This window comes from Horticoccus luteus, from assembly GCF_019464535.1.
Classification (GTDB): domain Bacteria; phylum Verrucomicrobiota; class Verrucomicrobiia; order Opitutales; family Opitutaceae; genus Horticoccus; species Horticoccus luteus.
The window spans coordinates 114,697-132,292 of record NZ_CP080507.1; the positions used below are offsets into that span (position 1 = coordinate 114,697).

15 protein-coding genes are annotated in these 17,596 nt (G+C 67.1%); 3 read left to right on the plus strand and 12 right to left on the minus strand.

All coding sequences use genetic code 11. The features are described 5' to 3' along the window. Nucleotides 1-151: 151 nt before the first annotated feature. Nucleotides 152-1,405 carry a TonB family protein gene (locus K0B96_RS00455; protein WP_220162568.1) on the plus strand — a complete coding sequence of 418 codons (1,254 nt, stop codon included), beginning with the start codon at nucleotides 152-154 and terminating at the stop codon, nucleotides 1,403-1,405. On the opposite strand, the gene K0B96_RS00460 is transcribed toward K0B96_RS00455, so the two are convergent. From K0B96_RS00460 to K0B96_RS00480, 5 genes are all read right to left on the minus strand, one after another. Next, nucleotides 1,367-2,278 (minus strand): 3-methyladenine DNA glycosylase, encoded by a 912-nt coding sequence (locus K0B96_RS00460; RefSeq protein ID WP_255558775.1) that lies wholly within the window; start codon nucleotides 2,276-2,278, stop codon nucleotides 1,367-1,369. The genes K0B96_RS00455 and K0B96_RS00460 overlap by 39 nt on opposite strands. A gap of 312 nt (nucleotides 2,279-2,590) precedes the next feature. After that, a complete protein-coding gene (locus K0B96_RS00465; RefSeq protein ID WP_220162569.1) occupies nucleotides 2,591-4,525 on the minus strand; it encodes a Gfo/Idh/MocA family oxidoreductase in 1,935 nt (644 codons plus the stop codon). 113 nt (nucleotides 4,526-4,638) lie between these two features. Further along, complete coding sequence (locus tag K0B96_RS00470) at nucleotides 4,639-7,197, minus strand: beta-mannosidase (protein ID WP_220162571.1); 2,559 nt, start codon at nucleotides 7,195-7,197, stop codon at nucleotides 4,639-4,641. Nucleotides 7,198-7,394: 197 nt separating this feature from the next. Further along, nucleotides 7,395-8,285: an N-acetylglucosamine kinase gene (locus K0B96_RS00475; RefSeq protein WP_220162573.1), complete on the minus strand. Its 891-nt coding sequence runs from the start codon at nucleotides 8,283-8,285 to the stop codon at nucleotides 7,395-7,397. 142 nt (nucleotides 8,286-8,427) lie between these two features. Then, nucleotides 8,428-9,162, minus strand: coding sequence for a sugar isomerase domain-containing protein (locus K0B96_RS00480; protein ID WP_220162575.1), 735 nt, complete (start codon nucleotides 9,160-9,162; stop codon nucleotides 8,428-8,430). 118 nt (nucleotides 9,163-9,280) lie between these two features. On the opposite strand from K0B96_RS00480, the gene K0B96_RS00485 reads away from it, so the two are divergent. Then, on the plus strand, nucleotides 9,281-11,266 hold the full coding sequence (locus K0B96_RS00485; RefSeq protein ID WP_220162577.1) for a S9 family peptidase: 1,986 nt from the start codon (nucleotides 9,281-9,283) through the stop codon (nucleotides 11,264-11,266). Between the two features lie 212 nt (nucleotides 11,267-11,478). On the opposite strand, the gene K0B96_RS00490 is transcribed toward K0B96_RS00485, so the two are convergent. From K0B96_RS00490 to K0B96_RS00520, 7 genes are all read right to left on the minus strand, one after another. Continuing rightward, entirely contained in the window at nucleotides 11,479-12,234 is a 756-nt protein-coding gene (locus K0B96_RS00490; RefSeq protein ID WP_220162579.1) for a DNA alkylation repair protein, read from the minus strand. Between the two features lie 168 nt (nucleotides 12,235-12,402). Continuing rightward, entirely contained in the window at nucleotides 12,403-13,473 is a 1,071-nt protein-coding gene (locus K0B96_RS00495) for a 3-deoxy-7-phosphoheptulonate synthase (RefSeq protein WP_220162581.1), read from the minus strand. A gap of 281 nt (nucleotides 13,474-13,754) precedes the next feature. Further along, the gene (locus tag K0B96_RS00500) at nucleotides 13,755-14,144 is read right to left on the minus strand and encodes a DoxX family protein (RefSeq protein WP_220162583.1); all 390 of its coding nucleotides are present in this window, start codon (nucleotides 14,142-14,144) and stop codon (nucleotides 13,755-13,757) included. Nucleotides 14,145-14,352: 208 nt separating this feature from the next. Further along, a complete protein-coding gene (locus K0B96_RS00505) occupies nucleotides 14,353-14,769 on the minus strand; it encodes a type II toxin-antitoxin system VapC family toxin (protein ID WP_220162585.1) in 417 nt (138 codons plus the stop codon). After that, nucleotides 14,766-15,017: a type II toxin-antitoxin system Phd/YefM family antitoxin gene (locus K0B96_RS00510; RefSeq protein WP_220162587.1), complete on the minus strand. Its 252-nt coding sequence runs from the start codon at nucleotides 15,015-15,017 to the stop codon at nucleotides 14,766-14,768. Before K0B96_RS00510 ends, K0B96_RS00505 begins: the two co-directional genes overlap by 4 nt. A gap of 214 nt (nucleotides 15,018-15,231) precedes the next feature. Beyond that, nucleotides 15,232-15,687, minus strand: a complete 456-nt coding sequence (locus tag K0B96_RS00515; RefSeq protein WP_220162589.1) for a DoxX family protein — start codon at nucleotides 15,685-15,687, stop codon at nucleotides 15,232-15,234. Nucleotides 15,688-15,838: 151 nt separating this feature from the next. Further along, complete coding sequence (locus K0B96_RS00520) at nucleotides 15,839-16,570, minus strand: pirin family protein (RefSeq protein ID WP_220162591.1); 732 nt, start codon at nucleotides 16,568-16,570, stop codon at nucleotides 15,839-15,841. 69 nt (nucleotides 16,571-16,639) lie between these two features. Between K0B96_RS00520 and K0B96_RS00525 the strand changes: the two genes are divergently transcribed. Beyond that, nucleotides 16,640-17,551: a LysR family transcriptional regulator gene (locus K0B96_RS00525; protein WP_220162593.1), complete on the plus strand. Its 912-nt coding sequence runs from the start codon at nucleotides 16,640-16,642 to the stop codon at nucleotides 17,549-17,551. Nucleotides 17,552-17,596 lie beyond the last annotated feature (45 nt).

Sequence of the window (17,596 nt, forward strand, 5' to 3'; positions counted from 1 at the left end):
AGGTGACGGTCGGCTTGCATCGGATAGGCGGAATAGCAGTGTGAAGCGCATGAGATCGGCGCGCTTTTTGATTCTCGTCGCAGTATTTCTCTGGCGCACAGTTTCAGGTCTGGCAGCGGGAGCACCGGAGCAATTCGTGCACGACGGGCGCATGGCTGAGCTGCAATCGGCGGCAGCGCTGTCGGCGGACGATCAGCTTGAGTTGGCGCTGGCGCTCGATGAGCGCGGGCGGGCGGAGGACGCGGCGACGCATTACGCGGCCGCGGCGCAAGGTAATATCGGGGCGGCGGAGCTGCGGCTGGGCGCGATGACGGAGGTGGGGCGCGGGGTCTCGCAGAGCTACGAGGAGGCGCGGAGTCATTATGAACGAGCGGTCGCGCTGGGTGTGGCGGAGGCGAATTTGCGCTTGGGGATGCTTTATCTGGAAGGCTGGGGCGTGAAAGCCGATCCGGCGGCGGCGGAACAGCACATCGCACGCGCGGCGGAGGCGGGGTATGTTCCGGCGCAAAAAATCCTGTCGGACATGTTCTTCACCGGCGTGGCGGTGAAAAAGGATCTAAACCAAGCGCTGGCTTGGGCGGAGAAGGCCGGCGCGAAGAGAGACCCGGAGGCGTTCACGCGCATCGGCCTGGTGCGGCAGGCAGCGGTGAAATTGCCGCAGGACCTGCAGCTCGCGCGGGAATGGTATCAACTCGCGGCGGAGCAGGACTACACGCGCGGAATGCTGGCCATGGCGGCGACGTTTCTGCGGCCGAATGCGGACAAGGCGTCGATCGAGATCGGCTTGCGCTGGCTGGATCTGGCGGCGGAAGGAGGGAGTCGATCGGCCGCGTTTTACCGCGCGGGCGCGTGGTTGCGTGCCGGGCCAGCGACGTCGGCGGCGGACAGCGCGAAAGCGCGCGCGCTGCTCGAGCAAGCGGCGATAGCCGGCGAGCCTTCCGCTCTTGAGGTGTTGCAACTGGAGACTGCGGACCGGCCGCTCGCGGCCGCGTTTGCCTATGTCATGAGGGTGCCTTTCGAGGAACGCTATGTGCAACGGCTCGCGAGGACGGCGCCGCCGTTGACGGCGGGCACGCGCGTTCCACAGCCGATAAAAATAGTGTCGCCGCTTTATCCGCCGGCGCTCCGGCTGCAGGGTATGGAAGGCAACGTGCTGGTGACGTTTGTGGTCGATCCGACGGGGCGGGTCCGAGACGCGCATGCGATCAAATGCACGCATCCGGGGTTCGCGGAGGCCGCGGAAATAGCGGTGGCGCAGTGGCGCTTTGCCCCGGGAGTGAAGAAGGGCCGCGTTGTGTTTGCGCAGCTGGCCGTCCCGGTCGAATTCAAGCTCACCGACGTCGCGAAGACAGGCCGTGGGTCACGCTCAAACGCGCGCGAGCAAGCGGTCGCAGACGAGCAGTAGGCGGGCGCGGAGGGGTTCGCCGCGGGTGGTGAAGGTGCGCTGGCGGGCTTCGTAGTCGGCACGGCCGGCGGGGGTTTCGATGGGAATGGGTGCGTAGCCGAGGGCGCGGAGATCGTAGGGACTCGCGCGCATGTCGACTTCACGGATTTCGGCGGCGAGCGCGAAGCAGTCGGCGATCAACTCGGACGGCGTGAACGGCGCGAGTTTGAAGGCCCACTTGTAGAGATCCATGTTGGCGTGGAGACAGCCGCGTTGTTCGTGTTGCGAAACGGTTTCGCGCGCGGGTTGCAGGCGGTTGAGCGGGCGGGCGGGCGGAGTGAAGAAGCGAAACGCGTCGAAGTGCGTGCAGCACAGCGCGCTCGACTCGACGATGCGCGCGAGCTCGGCGGGCGGGAAGCGCAGGGGATGATTGTTGTGCCGGATCTCGTCCGGCGTCTGGCGGTAAACCATCGCCCATTCGTGCAGGCCGTAGCAGGCGAAGAACGCCGGACGGGATTGCATCGCGGTGAGCAAATCGCGGAGCCACGCGACGAAGGTGCGGCGATGGGCGGGGAGCGCGGCGAGGTTGAGGGCGATGCCGTCGGCGGTCGCGTGATAACCGGGCCAGCGCAGAAATTCACGGGCGCCGTCGCCGGCGAGGATCACATCGGGGCCGGGATGCCAGCGGCGGAGCCACGCGGGGCGGAACGCGTAGTAGTGAAAGAGGAAATCGAGGACGGGATGTTTCTCGCCGCGGGCGGCGCGGGCGTGATGCGGATCGGTCCACGCACGGACGCGGGTTTCGTGGGCGGATTGGCGGGCGCGCCAGGCGGATTCGGGAAGGAGGATGGGCGCGGAGGTGGCGCGGGGTGGAACGATGCGGGGTGAGGGCACCCCGCCCACAGGAGAGGGCGGAGGGGCAGAGGACGCGGATGAGGCGGAGAGGAAATTGGACGTGGGCGTTGGCGTGCCGAAGAGAGAACGAGAAAGAGAAAGTGGAACGAGAAAGATTTTTTCGAGGGCGGCGGTGGGTGGGGCGCGCACTGGAAGCGCGCGGGGCGCGAGATGCGGGGTGAGGGCACCCCGCCCACAAGGAGGACGGATGCGGCGATGCGGGGTGAGGGCACCCCGCCTACAAGGAGGAGAGATGCGGAAAGCGGCGGGAGGGCACCCCGCCTACACGGAAGGGGGGAGGAGCGGCGCGGGTTATTTGGCCCAGTCGACGGGGACCGCAGGGGGGAAGGTGGAGGAGAGTTCGCGCGGTTGGCCGTCGGTGAGGCACTGGTGCACGGTTTCGATGATTTCGACGACGTGCGCGGCATGGGCGCCTTGCGCGCGGTGCGGGCGGTTTTCGCGGATGGCGTGGGCGAGCTCGATCACGCCGCGGCCGAACTCGGTGCCGGGCGTGGGCACGCGGGCGGGAAGCACGGGCGTGCGGCGGTCGCCGTCTTCGAGGCGGCTGAACCAGATGGGCGAATCGAAGGCGGCCCAGGAATCGAGCGCGAGCATGCCTTGGTCGCCGTGGACTTCGAGGCCGTGCTGGCGGGTGTGGCCGCTGACGTAGAAGTTGGCGGTGACGCGGGCGCGGAGGCCGTGGGCAAATTCGATGATCGCGCAACTCCAGTCGGGTGTGGTGAAGCTGTAGGGCTGGCCGTCTTTGGTGACGCGGTGGGGATGGATGAGGCCGCCGGCGGCGGTGACGCGTTGCGCGGGGCCGAACCAGGCGCTGAGGAGCGTGAGCGGATACACGGCGACGTCGAACATCGGGCCGACGTCGTAGAAGGGTTTCGGATTCGGATGCCAGGTTTCGATGCGGCCCCAGTTGACCTCGGCGTAAGCGATGCGCGGCGGGCCGATGAGGCCGTCGCGGACGAGTTTCCACGCGGTCTGCTGGGCTTCGCCGAGCCAGGTGATGGGCGCGGCGCTGAGGCGAAGATTTTTGGCGGTGGCGAGGTCGACAAGGCGTTGGGCGTCGGCGTAGCGCGTGGCGATGGGTTTCTCGCTGTGCACGTGTTTGCCGGCTTCGAGGCAACGGGTAATGACTTCGACGTGGGCGTGGTGGATGGTGAGGTTGACGACGACGTCGACCGCGGGATCGGCGAGGACTTCGTCGAGCGTGGCGTAAACGCGGCCGGCGGAATATTGGTCAACGAAGGCCTGCGCGCGCGCGGGATCGAGGTCCTGGGCGCCGATGATTTTCACCTCGGGGTAGGATGCGAGGTCGCGGGCGTAGGCGCCGGAGATGTTGCCACAACCGACGATGGCCACGCGCACGGGTTCGCCGGCCGGCGCGGCGGACTGGCGGCCGGCGCGGAGCCATTCCTGCACGAGCGGCAGGGAGGCCTGGAGGTCGGCGCGCGGGTCGGCGTCTTCGGGTTCGTGTTCGAGGGTGATCGCGCCGCGGTAGCCGAGCGAAGGCAGTAGTTTCACGAAGCGCTCGACGGGGACGATGCCGGCGCCGAGGCGGCAGGTTTCGTGGCCGAGGTCGGCGAAGGGCAGACCGGTCTTCGCGGGGCGCGGCGCCTTCACGTCCTTGAGGTGAATGTGTTTCAGGCGCGGCGCGAGGGCGCGGAGGGCTTCGACGGCGTCGAAGCGCTGCGTGCCAAACCAGCCGGTGTCGAGCGTGACGCCAATGACATCGGCATCGCCGGCGCCGAGGCGGGCGAGGAGTTCGGCGGGGTTTTTCTCGGGATGATTTTCGAGGCCGAAGACGAGGCCGAATTCGCGGAGGGTCGCGACGAGGCCGGCGCGATCTTTTCCGAGCAGCGCGGTGGCTCCGCCGAGGACGGGAATGTGCAGATCCTGGCAAAGCCGGCAGGCGGCGCGGAATTCCGGGAGCGTGTGGCCGAAACTGCCGGCGTAGGACGTGACGCGGAGCTGGCGTTGGGCGAGGAGGCGGCGGGCGATGGCGATGTGTTCGGGCGTGGCCCACAGGAAATGCAGATGAGCGGTCCAGAGATCGATCGCGGTGAAGCCGAGCGCGGTGACTTCGCCGAGCATTTCATCGAAGCGGGCGGCGAAGGTATCGAGGGGGGAGAACCACGCCTGCGCGGCGGCATCGCCCTGGCCCCAGCCGTTGGACATGCGATAGCCGAGTTGGCGGGCGACGAAGTTGGCGGTGGTGAAGGAGATTTGGTTCATGGGGAGGAAAGCGGAGCGAGTAGCGGAGTGGTAAATATGGAGTAGGGCGGGTGCGTGGGGCGGGCGGCCAGATGCGGGGTGAGGGCACCCCGCCTACAGGGGAATGGCAGTTATCAGGCGGCGGAGTCGGCGAGGGTGCGGGTTTGGAGGGCGCGCAGGAGAGCGGGGCGGGTGACTCGACGGTGGAAGTGCACGCGGACTTGCTTCGGTTCGTCGGGATAGAGATCGAAGAAGTTGTCGCTGGCGAAATGCGGAAGGCCCGGAAATTCGAACGCGAAGCGGTGTTGGAAAACGGGCGAGCGCACCGTGAGCAGCGCCTCGGTGGGCGAGACCAGGCGCAGGCTCACGCGAGGCCGGGCGCGGGGCAGCGCGACGAAGCGGGGGACGGTGAGGAAGATCGTTTCCTCGCTCACGCAGACGGCGTCGAGGTCGAGCGCGATGCGGAGGTAAACGTTGTCGCGACCGTAGCGCGCGAGCAGCGCGGCGAGATCGAGGGTGTGCTGGCGGATGCTTTCGCCGTAGCGGAGCGCGACGCGTTTTTTTCCCGCGAGGAGGATGCGTCCATCGACGTGAAACAAATCCCAGCGCAAGGTGCCGCGGGCGGCGGCGGGGGCATCGTAAACGGTGTAGAGGTGCACTTCGCGCACGGAGGAGCGGCGGTAGTTGCCGATGACGGTGCTCTCTTCGCCGGGGACGTGGGCGCTGACGAGCGCGGGGGCGAAGTAGCGGCGCGTGGCGTAGTGGAGCGCGCGCCAGCGGCCGTTGAATTCGATCGAGCTGGCGGAGGTGACGGGCCAGCAGTCGTTGAGCTGCCAGTAGAGCGCGCCCATGCAGCGCGGCATCTGGCGGCGGTAATGTTCGACGGCGACCTGCATGGAGAAGGCCTCGTTCAACTCGGAGAGGTAGCAGAGCGCGTCCTGATTTTTGGGGTAACGATAGAGGCGGGAAACGTAGTCGAGGACGATCTGGTTGCCGGCGGGATGTTTCTGATGGTTCTCCATCACGGGGCCGAACACGTTGTTCTGGCCGGGCGGGCAAAACGTGGCCTGGGCCTCGGGCGAGGCGAAGGCTTGCATGCCGAATTCGGAGACGAAGCGGAACTGCCACTTCTCGTATTCCTTCACGGAACGGCCGGCGTGCCACACGGCCCAGAAATGGGTGTCGCCGCTGATCTCGCCGAGCTTGGTGTCGGTGTAGTCGTTGCTGCGGCCGTCGCCGCGATAGGGTGACGTGGGCCAGTAGGGCGTGACGCCGTCGTGCGCGGCGACGGCGGCGGGGAGCGCGTCGTGGAAGAGCGCGTGGTAGTTGCGGCGCAGATCGGGGGAGGCCTGAAGGGCGTCCCAGTTGAGCGTTTCGATTTCGTTGTTGCCGCACCAGAGGGCGAGGCAGGCGCGGTGGCGGAGGCGGCGGATTTGGGCGTCGGCCTCGGCGCGGACGCTGGCGACAAAGGCGGCGTCGCCGGGATAGAGGACGCAGGCGAACATGAAATCCTGCCACACGAGCAGGCCGAGTTCGTCGCAGAGATCGTAGAAGGATTCGTCTTCGTAAATGCCGCCGCCCCAGACGCGGAGCATGTTGAGGTTGGCGGCGGCGGCGGCGCGGGTGTCGCGCGCGTAGTCGTCGCGCGTGAGGCCGGCGACGAGGATGTGCGCGGGCACCCAGTTGGCGCCCTTGGCGAAGAGCGGGCGGCCGTTGACGACGAAGCGAAACGATTCGCCCCATTGGTCGGCGCTGCGGTCGAGCGCGAGGGTGCGCAAGCCGATGCGTTGGGACCATTGGCCAAAGGCGCGGCCGTCAGCCTCGAAGGCGGCGACGTGGACGGTGTAGAGCGGTTGCGCGCCGTGGCCGTTGGGCCACCAGAGTTGCGGCGCGTCGAGGGCGAGCGTGAGCGTTTCGGCGGGGCCGCGGAGCTCGGCGACCGTTGTGCCGTCGAGGGCGATGGTAACGTGATAGGTGACTTTCGGATCCGGGCGGGCGAGTTCGGGGGTGAGCGTGAGGGTGACGGCGGTGGCCGCGGCGGGAGCGGAGGCGCGGCGGCGGGGGGCGGACGGGCGGGCGTCGGAGGTGGGAGCGTGGTGCTGTGCGACGCGGACGGACTCGAGGCGGTTGGTGGTCCAGGCTTCGAGGCGGAGGTCGCGCCAGATGCCGGCGGTGAGGAGGCGAGGCGCCCAATCCCAGCCGAATTGGGACGGTTGCTTGCGGAGGACGGAGCCGCGGCCGACGGCGTCGTTGAACTCTTTCGGCTGATGTTCGGGGCGCGTCGCGCGGACAGCGGCGGCGGCGCTGGCGAAGACGATGCGCAGTTCGTTGCGGCCACGGCGGAGGTGGGCGCGGACGGATACGCGCAGCGGGACGAACATGTTGTCGGACGTGGCGACGCGGCGGCCGTTGAGATAGACGGTGGCGAGGGTGTCGAGGCCGTCGCACACGAGATCGATTTCCGTCTCGGCGAGCAGGGGGGCGGGCGCGGTGAAGGTGGTGCGATATTCCCAGTCGCGCTCCTCAATCCATTGGAGGGAGAGCTCGTTGGTGCCGAAAAAGGGATCGGGAATGAGGCCGGCGCGCTGGAGGTCGCGGTGAACGCAGCCGGGGACGGCGGCGGAGTGCCAGCGGGAGCGTTGGGTGGCGTCGCGGAATTGCCAGGCCGCGGAAGCAAGGGGCAGGGTGGTCATGCGGGGGAGACGAAACCAAGTGTTCAAACACGTGAGGTGCAACCGGCCCAGCCGAAAGGAGTGAAAATGCGAGGGAGCGGGGTGAGACGGAGAGCGGGAAGGAGCGCTGAGCGGGGAGGCAGTGAAGGTGGATGAGGCGGCGAGGGCGCAGACGCGCGGAGCGGGGTGAGGGCACCCCGCCTACATTAGGGAGCGGGTCAGGGGCGGAGTCGCGCGAGGAGTTCACGGACGCCGTCGATGGGAGAGCCGCTCACCGGTGCGAGGGCGAGCGGGGTGCGCGCGGCGAGGGCGGAGTGGACAACAGGGTGAATGAGGATCGGGCCGCTGAGGCCGGCGGGCAGGACGTCGAGAGCGGTGTCGGGAAAAAGTTTCGTGGCAACGCGGGTGGCGAGTTCGGCGAGTTCGAGCACGGAAGCGACGACGAGTTGATGCGCGGTGGCATCGCCTTCGCTCGCGAGGCGGAGAAGGGCGGGCGCGAGGCCGGCGATCTTCTGGCTGGCTTGCGGATCGTGGTAGAAGAAACGCGTGAGGGCGCCGGCGTCGGCGAGGCCGGTGTAATCGCAGAGCGTGGTGGCGAGACGCGAGGGAGGGCCCCAGCCTTGGAGTTCGAGGAGGGCGCGGGCGATCGCGCGCCGGCCGAGGTCGTAGCCGCAACCGGGATCGCCGAAGCGCCAGCCGAGTCCGCCGGCGTAGTGCAGGGCACCCGCGGCGTCGCGCGCGGCGACGAACGAACCGGTGCCGGCGTGGAGCACGAGGCCGGGCTGGCCGTGCGTGGCGAGTTCGAGGACGGGGAGGGAATCGTCGGCGGTTTGCACGGCGCCGAAGCCGGAAAGGGTGGCGGCGAACTCGCGCCAGAAGGCGCGGTTGCCCGCGAGGCAGAGGAGCGTGGCGGAAATCGTTTCGCCGGCGGGGACGGCGGCAGCGAGCGCGCAAAGGGTGTCGGTGACGACGAGGCGCGCCTGATCGGCGCCGGCCACGCTGGGGTTGCAGCCGGGAGCGAGGTGGCGCGCGAGGATGTCGCCGTGCACGTTGACGAGGATGCCTTCGGTTTTGGTGCCGCCGCCGTCGAGGCCGATTTTGCAGCTCATGGGAAAGGATTAACCACGAAACACACGGAAGACACGAAAGGGAAAAGCGGCCGAGGGAAACGAAGTGGTGGGGGCCGGCGAATCACGCGGAGAGACGCGAAGGCCGGAGCGCTGGGGGCAGTGAAGCCGGCGCGGGCTGGCTTCAGGCGAGCTGGCGGGAGAGGCGGCCTTTGTAGGTCTGGCCGAGGGCGCGGTTGTGTTCGATCGCGCCGGGGAGGTTTTGACTGCGAAGGAGCGGGAGCGGATGGCCGTGGGTTTTGAGCCAGTCGATGGTGGCGAGCATGAGCCAGTTGAGGACGGAGGCGCCGATGAAGGTCGACGTGGGGCCGGCCATGACGCCTTCGCCCGTATCGACGATCGCATCACCGGGCACGCCGCCGTTGTCGAGGGTGTAGTCGGCGACCTCGAAGAGGCGTTGGCCACCCGGGTGTTGGGAGGGCGTGATCTCGGACATGGCGCGGCAGGTGAGCGCGACGACGGTGAGGCCTTTTTTCTTGGCGTAGAGGGCGACGTCGATGGGAGAGGTGTTTTTGCCGGAGTTGGAGATGACGAGGACGATTTCGCCGGGGAGGAGTTGATATTGGCGGTCGTAGCGTTCGATGAGTTTGGTGCCGTAGCCGGGCAGGTTTTCGATGAAGCCGCCGGTGGGATCGATGATGCCGGTGACGCAGACGAGTCCGCCGGCGCGGCCGATGATTTCGCGGGAGATGAGTTCGCTGTGACCGGAGCCGAAAGTGTGGATGACGCCGCCGCGGGCGATGGATGCGCCGAGGAGGGGCGCGAGCGCGGTGAGCGTGGGGGCGTTGGCGGACCAGGCGCGGGCGAGCAGGTCGTTGGCGCGGGAGAAATAGGCGTCGGAGAGAGGAGAGAGCGTCATGGGAAATGGGAGGGTCGGGAAGCGGGGAGCCGGGGGCGCACTTTTGTCCGGGCGGGGCGCGAGACGAGATTCTTTTTCCTCGGCAGAGGTGCGGGCGGCTGCCAGAACGGCGGCTCTTATGCGCCCCCTCGTATCGTCCGGCTGGTTGTTGGCTGCGTTGTTAATTTCGCCGGTGCTTGCGAGCGCGGCGAATCAGCCGGCGCCGCCGGCGTTGGTGCCGATCGAGGATTTTGCGCAGACACCGATCGTGTCAGGCATGCGGATGTCGCCGGACGGCAAGGCGGTGGCCTACACGGCCTCGGCGGACCAAAAAACGGCGATCGTGATCAAGGACCTGGACACGGGCAAAGTGTCGGGCGTGGACGATGGGTGGGCGCCGACGTGGGTGAATGACGGGCGGATCGCATTTGGGGGAAATGGCTTCGCGGCGATCGATCGCGATGGGTCAAACTACAAGGGGCTCGCGGGACGGGCGCGGCAAATGGAGACGCATCAGGTCGATGGCTTGCTCGTAGCGCCGTCTCCGATCTTCAGCGAGTTCACGACGAAGGCGAACAAGGATGACGTGCTGCTGCTGCAGTATGATTATCCGAACTGGCGGGGGCGTTACTCGATTATATTATCTTTTCCGCATGTGCTGCGAATGGACACGCGGTCCGGCGGTTTCATGCGCATGGTGGAAAATCCAGGGGATGTCATGGGCTGGGGTTTGGACGCGAGCGGCGTCGTGCGCGTGGGCGTGGAATACAATAAAGGTCTCTACCGGGTGCTGTATCGCGATGACGCGAAGCAGGGCTGGCGGGTCTTGAAAGGGCTGGACTGGGAGCGGCGCGGGACCTCGGTGCGGGGGATGAGCGCGGACGGCAAGCAGCTCTATCTCGGCCGGATTTCAGACAACGGAAAGTGGGCGCTGTATACTTACGATATCGCCGATGAAAAGATGGGCGAGATGCTGCTCGGTCACGCGAAGTATGATATCGGCTCGTTCGACGGTGATGGCTCGGAGTTGATGCTCGCCCGCCAGACGCGGGAGCTCCTCGGGGTGCGTTACGTGGCGGAGATTCCGAAGACGCAATGGTTCGACCAGCAAATGGCGTCGATCCAAGCGGCGCTGGACAAGAGCCTGCCGGAGCGCATCAACACGATCACCGACATGGATGTGGCGCGGCAGAGGTTTTTGGTGAACTCCTCTTCGGCGCGCGATCCGGGCACCTATTACGTTTTCGATCTTGGGAAGCAGCAACTGACTCCGGTGATGGCGACGATGCCGTGGATCAAGCCGGACCAGATGGCGGAGATGATCCCGATCACCTACAAGTCGCGCGATGGGCTGCCGATCCACGGTTTTCTTACGCTGCCGGCCGGGCGGGGCACCAAGAAGCTGCCCTTGGTGGTGATGCCGCACGGCGGCCCGTTTGTGCGGGAGACTTATCGCTTCAATCCCGACGTGCAGTTCCTGGCGAATCGGGGCTACGCGGTGCTGCAGATGAATTTTCGTGGTTCGCCGGGCTTCGGGCAGGCGTTTCTCGACGCGGGAAAGCATCAAGTGGGCACGGGGATGATCGACGACATCACCGATGGTGCGAAGTGGGCGATCGCCAAGGGGATCGCGGATCCCGATCGCGTGGCAATCATGGGCTGGAGTTACGGCGGCTACGCGGCGCTGATGGGCGTCATTCGGGAACCGAAATTATTCCGGTGCGCGATCGACCTCGCGGGCGTGACGGATTGGAAGGCGATCTTGAAATACGACAACGAAGTGAGTCCGAACTCCCTGCCGTATACGCGTGATTACATTGGGGATTTTCAGAAGGACGCGGCGGCGCTCGACGACATTTCGCCGGTCTATCACGCGGACGCGATTCAGGTGCCGCTCCTGCTGGTTTACAGTAAGTCGGACGATACGGTGCACTACGACCAGGCGACGGCGATCACCAAGGCGTTGGACAAGGCGGGCAAGCCCTACGAGTTCATGGCGAAGTTCAACGAAGGGCATGGTTTCTACGAGAAGAAGCACCGCGTAGCGCTTTATCAGACGATCGAGGCGTTTCTCGCGAAGAACATGGGTCCGGCGGCGGCGGGTGCCGCGACGGGCGCGAACTGACGCGCGGCTGTCCGGGCGAGGCGGGCGCGGGCGCGGGAAGCGCACGCGCCGGCGGCGGGGACGGAGGCGATGCGGGGGGGGGCGAGTGCGCGCGAAGAAAGCCAAGGCATGGGACACAGGGTTCACCGCGCTCCGACACGGAGAAAAGGCAGGAGGCCGGTCGATGGTCGGGACGTGAGAGGGCGACGGGTGTTTCGCGTCGAGTGGACGGGCTAAACTGCCGCGCGGCGGAGCGCACGGCCCACTTGGGTTGGCGTGTCGCGCAACTGGATTCGCGGCTGAGCCGGCGAAGGCGGGGAAGAACTCTCACGCGCGCGGAGTTCGCGGAGGGCGTCGGCGGCGATCCAGCGGGCGGCAGAGGAGTCGAGGCGGGCGATGCGCGCGGCTTCGGCGAGCGCGGCGCGGTGGAGGCGCGGGTTGCGTTTGCCGATCTGGCGGAGCGCCCAGTTGACGGCTTTGCGCACGAAGTTTCGTTCGTCGGTCGCTTCGCGGGTGATGACGGGAAGGAAGTCGAGGAAGACGGCGTCGGGCAGTTCCTTGCGATGCACGGCCATGCCGGCCATGACGGCGAAGGCGGTGCGTTTCACGAATTCAGCACGGCGCGCGCTCCAAGCGTGGGCCTGGGCGGCGGCGAAGGGGGTGCGGTCGACGAGGAAGGCGAGGGAATCGGCGAGGGCCCAGTTATCGGTGTCGCGCACCCAGCGGTCGGCTTGGCTGGATGTGAGTTGGGGCGGGTCGGCGACGAAGGTGGCGAGGAGACGGGCGTCTTGAATACCGCTGGCCCATAACGCGAGCGCGAGGGCATGATCGCGGCGGTGCGGGCGCGCAAGGGTGCGCAGAACGGGAATCGCGATGCCGAGGTGTTCACCGGCGGGGCGGACGCCGAAGCGGTGTTGTCCGGCGATGGCGGTGTCGCTGCGCAGTGAGCGCAGGTAGGCGATGAGGGCTTCGGCCGCAGCGGAACTCATGCTGAGGTTACTCGTCAGGAATCGAGTGATCGACGTTGAGGGTCAGGAGCGAAACGTCGGCAAAAACCACCAGCGATGGAGGGAGTTCGTCGCGTTGGCGAATGCGCGGCGCCGGGAAAACGTGTTGGGTCGCGGGAAGCCGCGGGGCGTCGGTCGGGCGGCGGGGTTTTAAGATGCGGGCGCGGTGCGGGTGCGGCGCGCGCGGACGGCGGCGGCGAGGGTGGCGAGGACGGGGAGGGTTTTTTCCCACGAGAGGCAGGCGTCGGTGATGCTGCGGCCGTAAACGCGCGGTTCGGCGCGGTAGTCCTGGGTGCCGCCGACGAGGTGGCTCTCGAGCATGACGGCGGCGAGGGCGCGTTCGCCGGCGGCGAGTTGCGCGGCGAGTTCGGCGGCGACGGCGGGCTGGCGTTCGGCGTCTTTGCCACTGTTGGCGTGACTGCAATCGATCATCACGTGCGGCGGGAGCTGGTTGGCGCGGAGGAGTTCGGTGGCGGCGCGGAGGTGGTCGGCGGAAAAGTTGGGGCCGCGCGTGCCGCCGCGGAGGACGAGGTGCGTGTGCTCGTTGCCGGTGGTGCCCATGACGGCGGGCGCACCTTCGCGGGTGAGCGAGGGGAACCAGTGGGGATGACGGGCGGAGCGGATGGCATCGATCGCGACCTGGAGATCGCCGTCGGTGCGGTTTTTGAACCCGACGGGCATGGAGAGGCCGGACGCGAGCTCGCGGTGGATCTGGCTCTCGACGGTGCGCGCGCCGATGGCGCCCCACGAGACGAGGTCGGCGTAGTATTGCCCGAGCGTGGTATCGAGAAACTCGGTGGCGACGGGGAGGCCGAGGGCGACGACGTCGAGCATGAGTTTGCGGGCGAGGCGGAGACCGGCGTTGATCTGAAAACTGCCGTCGAGAAACGGGTCGTTGATGAGGCCTTTCCAGCCGACGACGGTGCGCGGTTTTTCAAAATACACGCGCATGACGAGGAGCAGCGTGTCCGCGTAGAGTGGGGCGAGGTCGCGAAGGCGTTGCGCGTAGTCGAGCGCGGCGGCGGGATCGTGAATCGAACAGGGGCCGACGATGACGAGGAGACGGTCGTCCTGGCCGGTGAGGATGGCGGCGATGTCGCGGCGGCTGCGGGCGATGAGCGCGGCGCTGGCGGCAGTGAGCGGGAGATCGTCCTCCAGCACGGCGGGCGCGATGAGCGGTTTGGTGGCGCGGATACGCAGGTCGGCGGTCGGCTGGTTCATGGCAAAGGGGTTGACCGTAGGCGGGCGGCGACGGCAAAGGCAAGCGGAGCGAGCGCGCGTCAGGTGGGCGCGGAAGGCAGGCGGCAACGCGAGGCAGCAGAACCACGAATGGACACGAAGAAACACGAATGAAAGCGAAGTGCGGCGGGATCTGACAAACCACCGCGCGCGGAGCGCCCGGTCCACCAGCGCTGCGTCAGTATGAAATGCGTGCGGCGATAGGGCAGGCGCTCCGCGGGCCTACGCTGCGAGTTTCACGCGCGGAAAGGAGCGTGGCGATGTCACCGGCGTGGCGCGGCTCGGCGGCTGAGGCAGGTGCGCCAAATCCACCACGCGAAGAGCAGTTGAAAGGGGAGGCGCGCCCACAAAACCCAGCGGGGCAGATCGACGCCGGGCCAGCCGTGGAGAGCGACGTGAACGTTCGCGGGAAACACCGCCACCAGTAACGCGAGGAGGCCCCAACCGGCGAGGCGGCGCGTCGCGGGGAGGAAAACGCCGAGGCCGCCGAGGATTTCCGCGAGGCCGCTGATCGCGAGCAACGCGCCGGGCGCGGGCAGCCACGGCGGCATCATCGCGAGATACGGTTGAGGATGGAGAAAGTGGTTGGCCCCAGCGGCGATGAAGAAGAGGCCGAGGAGCCAGCGACCGTAAGGTAACGAGGATGCGCGCATGGCCACGGGGATGTAGTCAGCGAGAAATGAGCGTGGTGCGCCGCCAACGGAAACGAAAGGCGGTCTCTTTACGATGAGCCACAAGCCGCATGAGAGGCGTGTGAATCAACTTCAAGGATTCATCCGAGCCATCGACCGAGTTAAAAGTAGGGAGCGAAGGAGTCGCCAAGCCTAGCCTGCGCTCGCTGTTGGGCGGACATGGCCCGCTCTACAACACCAGCCGGCCGCCTGCCCGTGTACAAGCGGCGCGGAGGAGCTGGTCGAGCGACGCGAGGGGCAGGCCCTTGCGCAGGGCCAGTTCAAGGTAGGCGGCATCGTAGGAGGTGAGGTTGTAGCGTTCGCCCAGCCCCAGAATCTTGTTCCAAGCGAGAGAGCCCGTCTCGTCGTCGATTTCGATGTCGAGGGTCTTGAGCGTGGCGAGGTATTTCTCCACGCCGGCTTTGTCGATGCGCCCGCGTCGTTGAGCACCGAGCATGACGTTGGCGATTTCGAGCGGCCAGACCGCGGGCACCCAAGCGTGAGCGCCTTTGACCAGGTCATCCATCAAGGACTCGGTGGCCGGAGTAACTTCGTCCGCGAACACCCAAGCCAGCGCGGCCGAGCAATCCAGGACGAAATCGTTCATCGGCGGCCTTCTTCGATCAGCTCGCGAAGAGAGGTGCCGTTGAGCGCATAGCGCGGACGCACCGCGCGCAGTTCGGCGACGGCGCGTTTGCGGCGGGCGGCAGCAGCGTCATTGACCGGCACGAGCCTCGCAACCGGGGTGTTATGCTTGGTGATGGTGATCTCGGCGCCCCGACCGACGCGTTCGATCAAGTCTGAGAAACGATTTTTCGCTTCAAAGGCACCCAGGGTCACAGAACGCGTTTTCATAAATACAGGCTGGAAAAAAAGGCCTGTTTGTCAACGAGCCGCTCGCCGGCCCGCCACGGGAGAATGTAAAGGATGATGTTTTGCCCGCACTGCAGCACGACCCGGGCGGTTTTTTCGCCCACAGATCTGCAGAGCACTCACGGCGAAAACGCCTCCCGTGCCTGCGGCCAAATGCGAAGGGGCGCGACGAATGGTCGTCGCGCCGGTGGCGAGATCAGGCCGATTTGGCGGCGAGGCGGGCGTCGATGGACGCGCGGCCGGCGCCGTAGATCATCACGATCAACGCGAGGCCGAGCGCGAGGAGGTGGTATTCGAAGCCTTCGCCTTTCTGACTGCCGGACCAGTTCATGAAGTAGCCGTTGGCGGCGTGCACGGTGAGGATCGCGACGGTCATGTTGGCGGCGATACCGAAGGCGGCGAGGCGACTGAAGAAGCCGGCGATGAGCGCGAGCGACCCGACGAATTCGGCGACGATGGCGAGGAAGGCGAAGACGGCGGGGATGTGCAGGGTGCCGGTGAAGAAGCCCATGGTGCCGTGGTAGCCATAGCCACCAAACCAGCCGAGCGCTTTTTGCGCGCCGTGGGGAAACATGACGAGGCCGAGCGTGAGGCGGGCGAGGGTGGGCGCAAAGCTGGCGGTGGTGTGAGTGAGGCGGGTGATGAGTTTCATTTGATGGACTGAGTTGAGGTTGAGGAGAAAAGGGTGAGGCGAAGTATGCGGCGGCCGGGCGCGGGCGGTCAGGATGGATCGCGGGGAGGGGCGTCGGTCGCGACCAACAGAGCGAGGATGCCGAGGATGATGACGGGAGCGAGCATCGCGTTTATTGCAGATCGAAGAGGAGGGCTTCGACGGGCGTGGCGGCGGTGAAGGTGAGACGGCCGGCGGTTTCGGTGCTGGCGCCATCGCCGGCGGCGAGCGGGGTGTCGTTGAAGGTTAATTCGCCGGCGATGACTTGCAGCCAGGCGCCGCGACCGGAGGCGAGATCGTGCGTGACGGTTTCGCCGGCCTTGAGCCGGAGGCGGTGGATGACGGCGTCTTGATGGATGGTGGCGGAGCCGTCGCGACCGTCGGGGGAGATGAGGAGAGTCTTCGCGCGATCGGCGGCGTCGGCGCGCGGCTGCCATTCGGTGTAGCTGGGCGTGAGGCCGCGTTCGCGGGGGAGGATCCAGATTTGCAGGAGGTGCGCGGGCTCGGTGGCGGAGGGGTTGAATTCGCTGTGCGTGACGCCGGAGCCGGCGCTCATGAGCTGCACCTGGCCGGGCGAAAGCACGCGCACGTTGCCGAGGCTGTCGCGATGGGCGAGGGCGCCGGCGAGGATGTAGCTGAAGATTTCCATGTCGCGGTGCGGGTGCGTGGGGAAGCCGCGGCCGGCGGCGATGTGGTCGTCGTTGATGACGCGCAGGGAACGAAAACCCATGTGCGCGGGATCGTAGTAATCGGCGAACGAGAAGGAGTGGGCGGTGTTGAGCCAGCCGTGATCGGCGTGGCCGCGGGCGGCGGCGGGGTGCACGGTGACAGTCGAGGCGGCGGTCGGAGTGGCGGTGGTTTTCATGCCGTGAGTATGCCAGCGGGCGGCGAAACCGGCCAATGCTATGTGCTTTGCCTGAGGCCTACTTTTCGTATGGTGCGGCCAATGGAGCTCCGCCAGTTGCGTTACTTTGTCGCGGTGGCCGAGAGCGGTAACATCAGCCGTGCGGCCCAGAAGATTTTTCTCACGCAGCCCGCGCTCAGCCGGCAGATCAAGGCGTTGGAGGAGGAAATCGGGCAATGCCTGTTGGAGCGGCAGGCGCACTCGATCCGGCTCACGCCGGCGGGCGAGGCGATGTTGCACGAAGCGCGGGAGCTCCTGGCGCGGGTGGACGGCGTGGTGGAGCGGGTGCGCACGGGGGCGGCGGGCGGGCGGCTGCGGATCGGTTACGCGCCGTCGCTGGCGAGTGGTCTGCTGTCACCGGCGGTGGCCAACTTCACGCAGGTGCATCCGGGGACGCGCGTGGAGCTGCAGGATCTCTCGACGGGGGAAATGCTCGCGGGCCTCGAGGCGGGCGAACTCGACGTGATCGTGACGATCGCGCCGCGCGGGGAGACGCGCGGGTTGACGTGGACGCCGCTGGTGCGTTCGCCGTGGCGGCTGGCGGTGGGGCTCAAACATCCGCTCGCGCGGCAGAACCGGGTGACGCCGGCGGCGGTGGCGGCGGAGCCGCTGTTGATCTACAGCCAGAGCGATTATCCCGAGTATTGGGAAACGGTGACCGCGTGGTTGAAGGAGCACGGGCTGCGGGCGCGCGTCGCGGGGGAATACAATGGCGTGGACAGTCTGCTGGCAGCGGTGGAGTCAGGGCTGGGGGTGGCGCTGGTGGCGGAGCGGATTGCGCGGCTGTTTCCGGCGCGGACGCGGATGAAGGTGGTGAGTGCGCCGCCGGGGGATTTGTGCATCGCGGCGGGTTGCCGCACGGATCGCGCGAGCGACAAGCGGCTGGCGGTCTTCGTGGAGGAATTGCGCGGCGCGGCGGCGGGGATGGTGGACGGCGGGTGAGTGAAGGGCAGGACGGGGACGAAGATGAAATGGGTCGTCCACGTG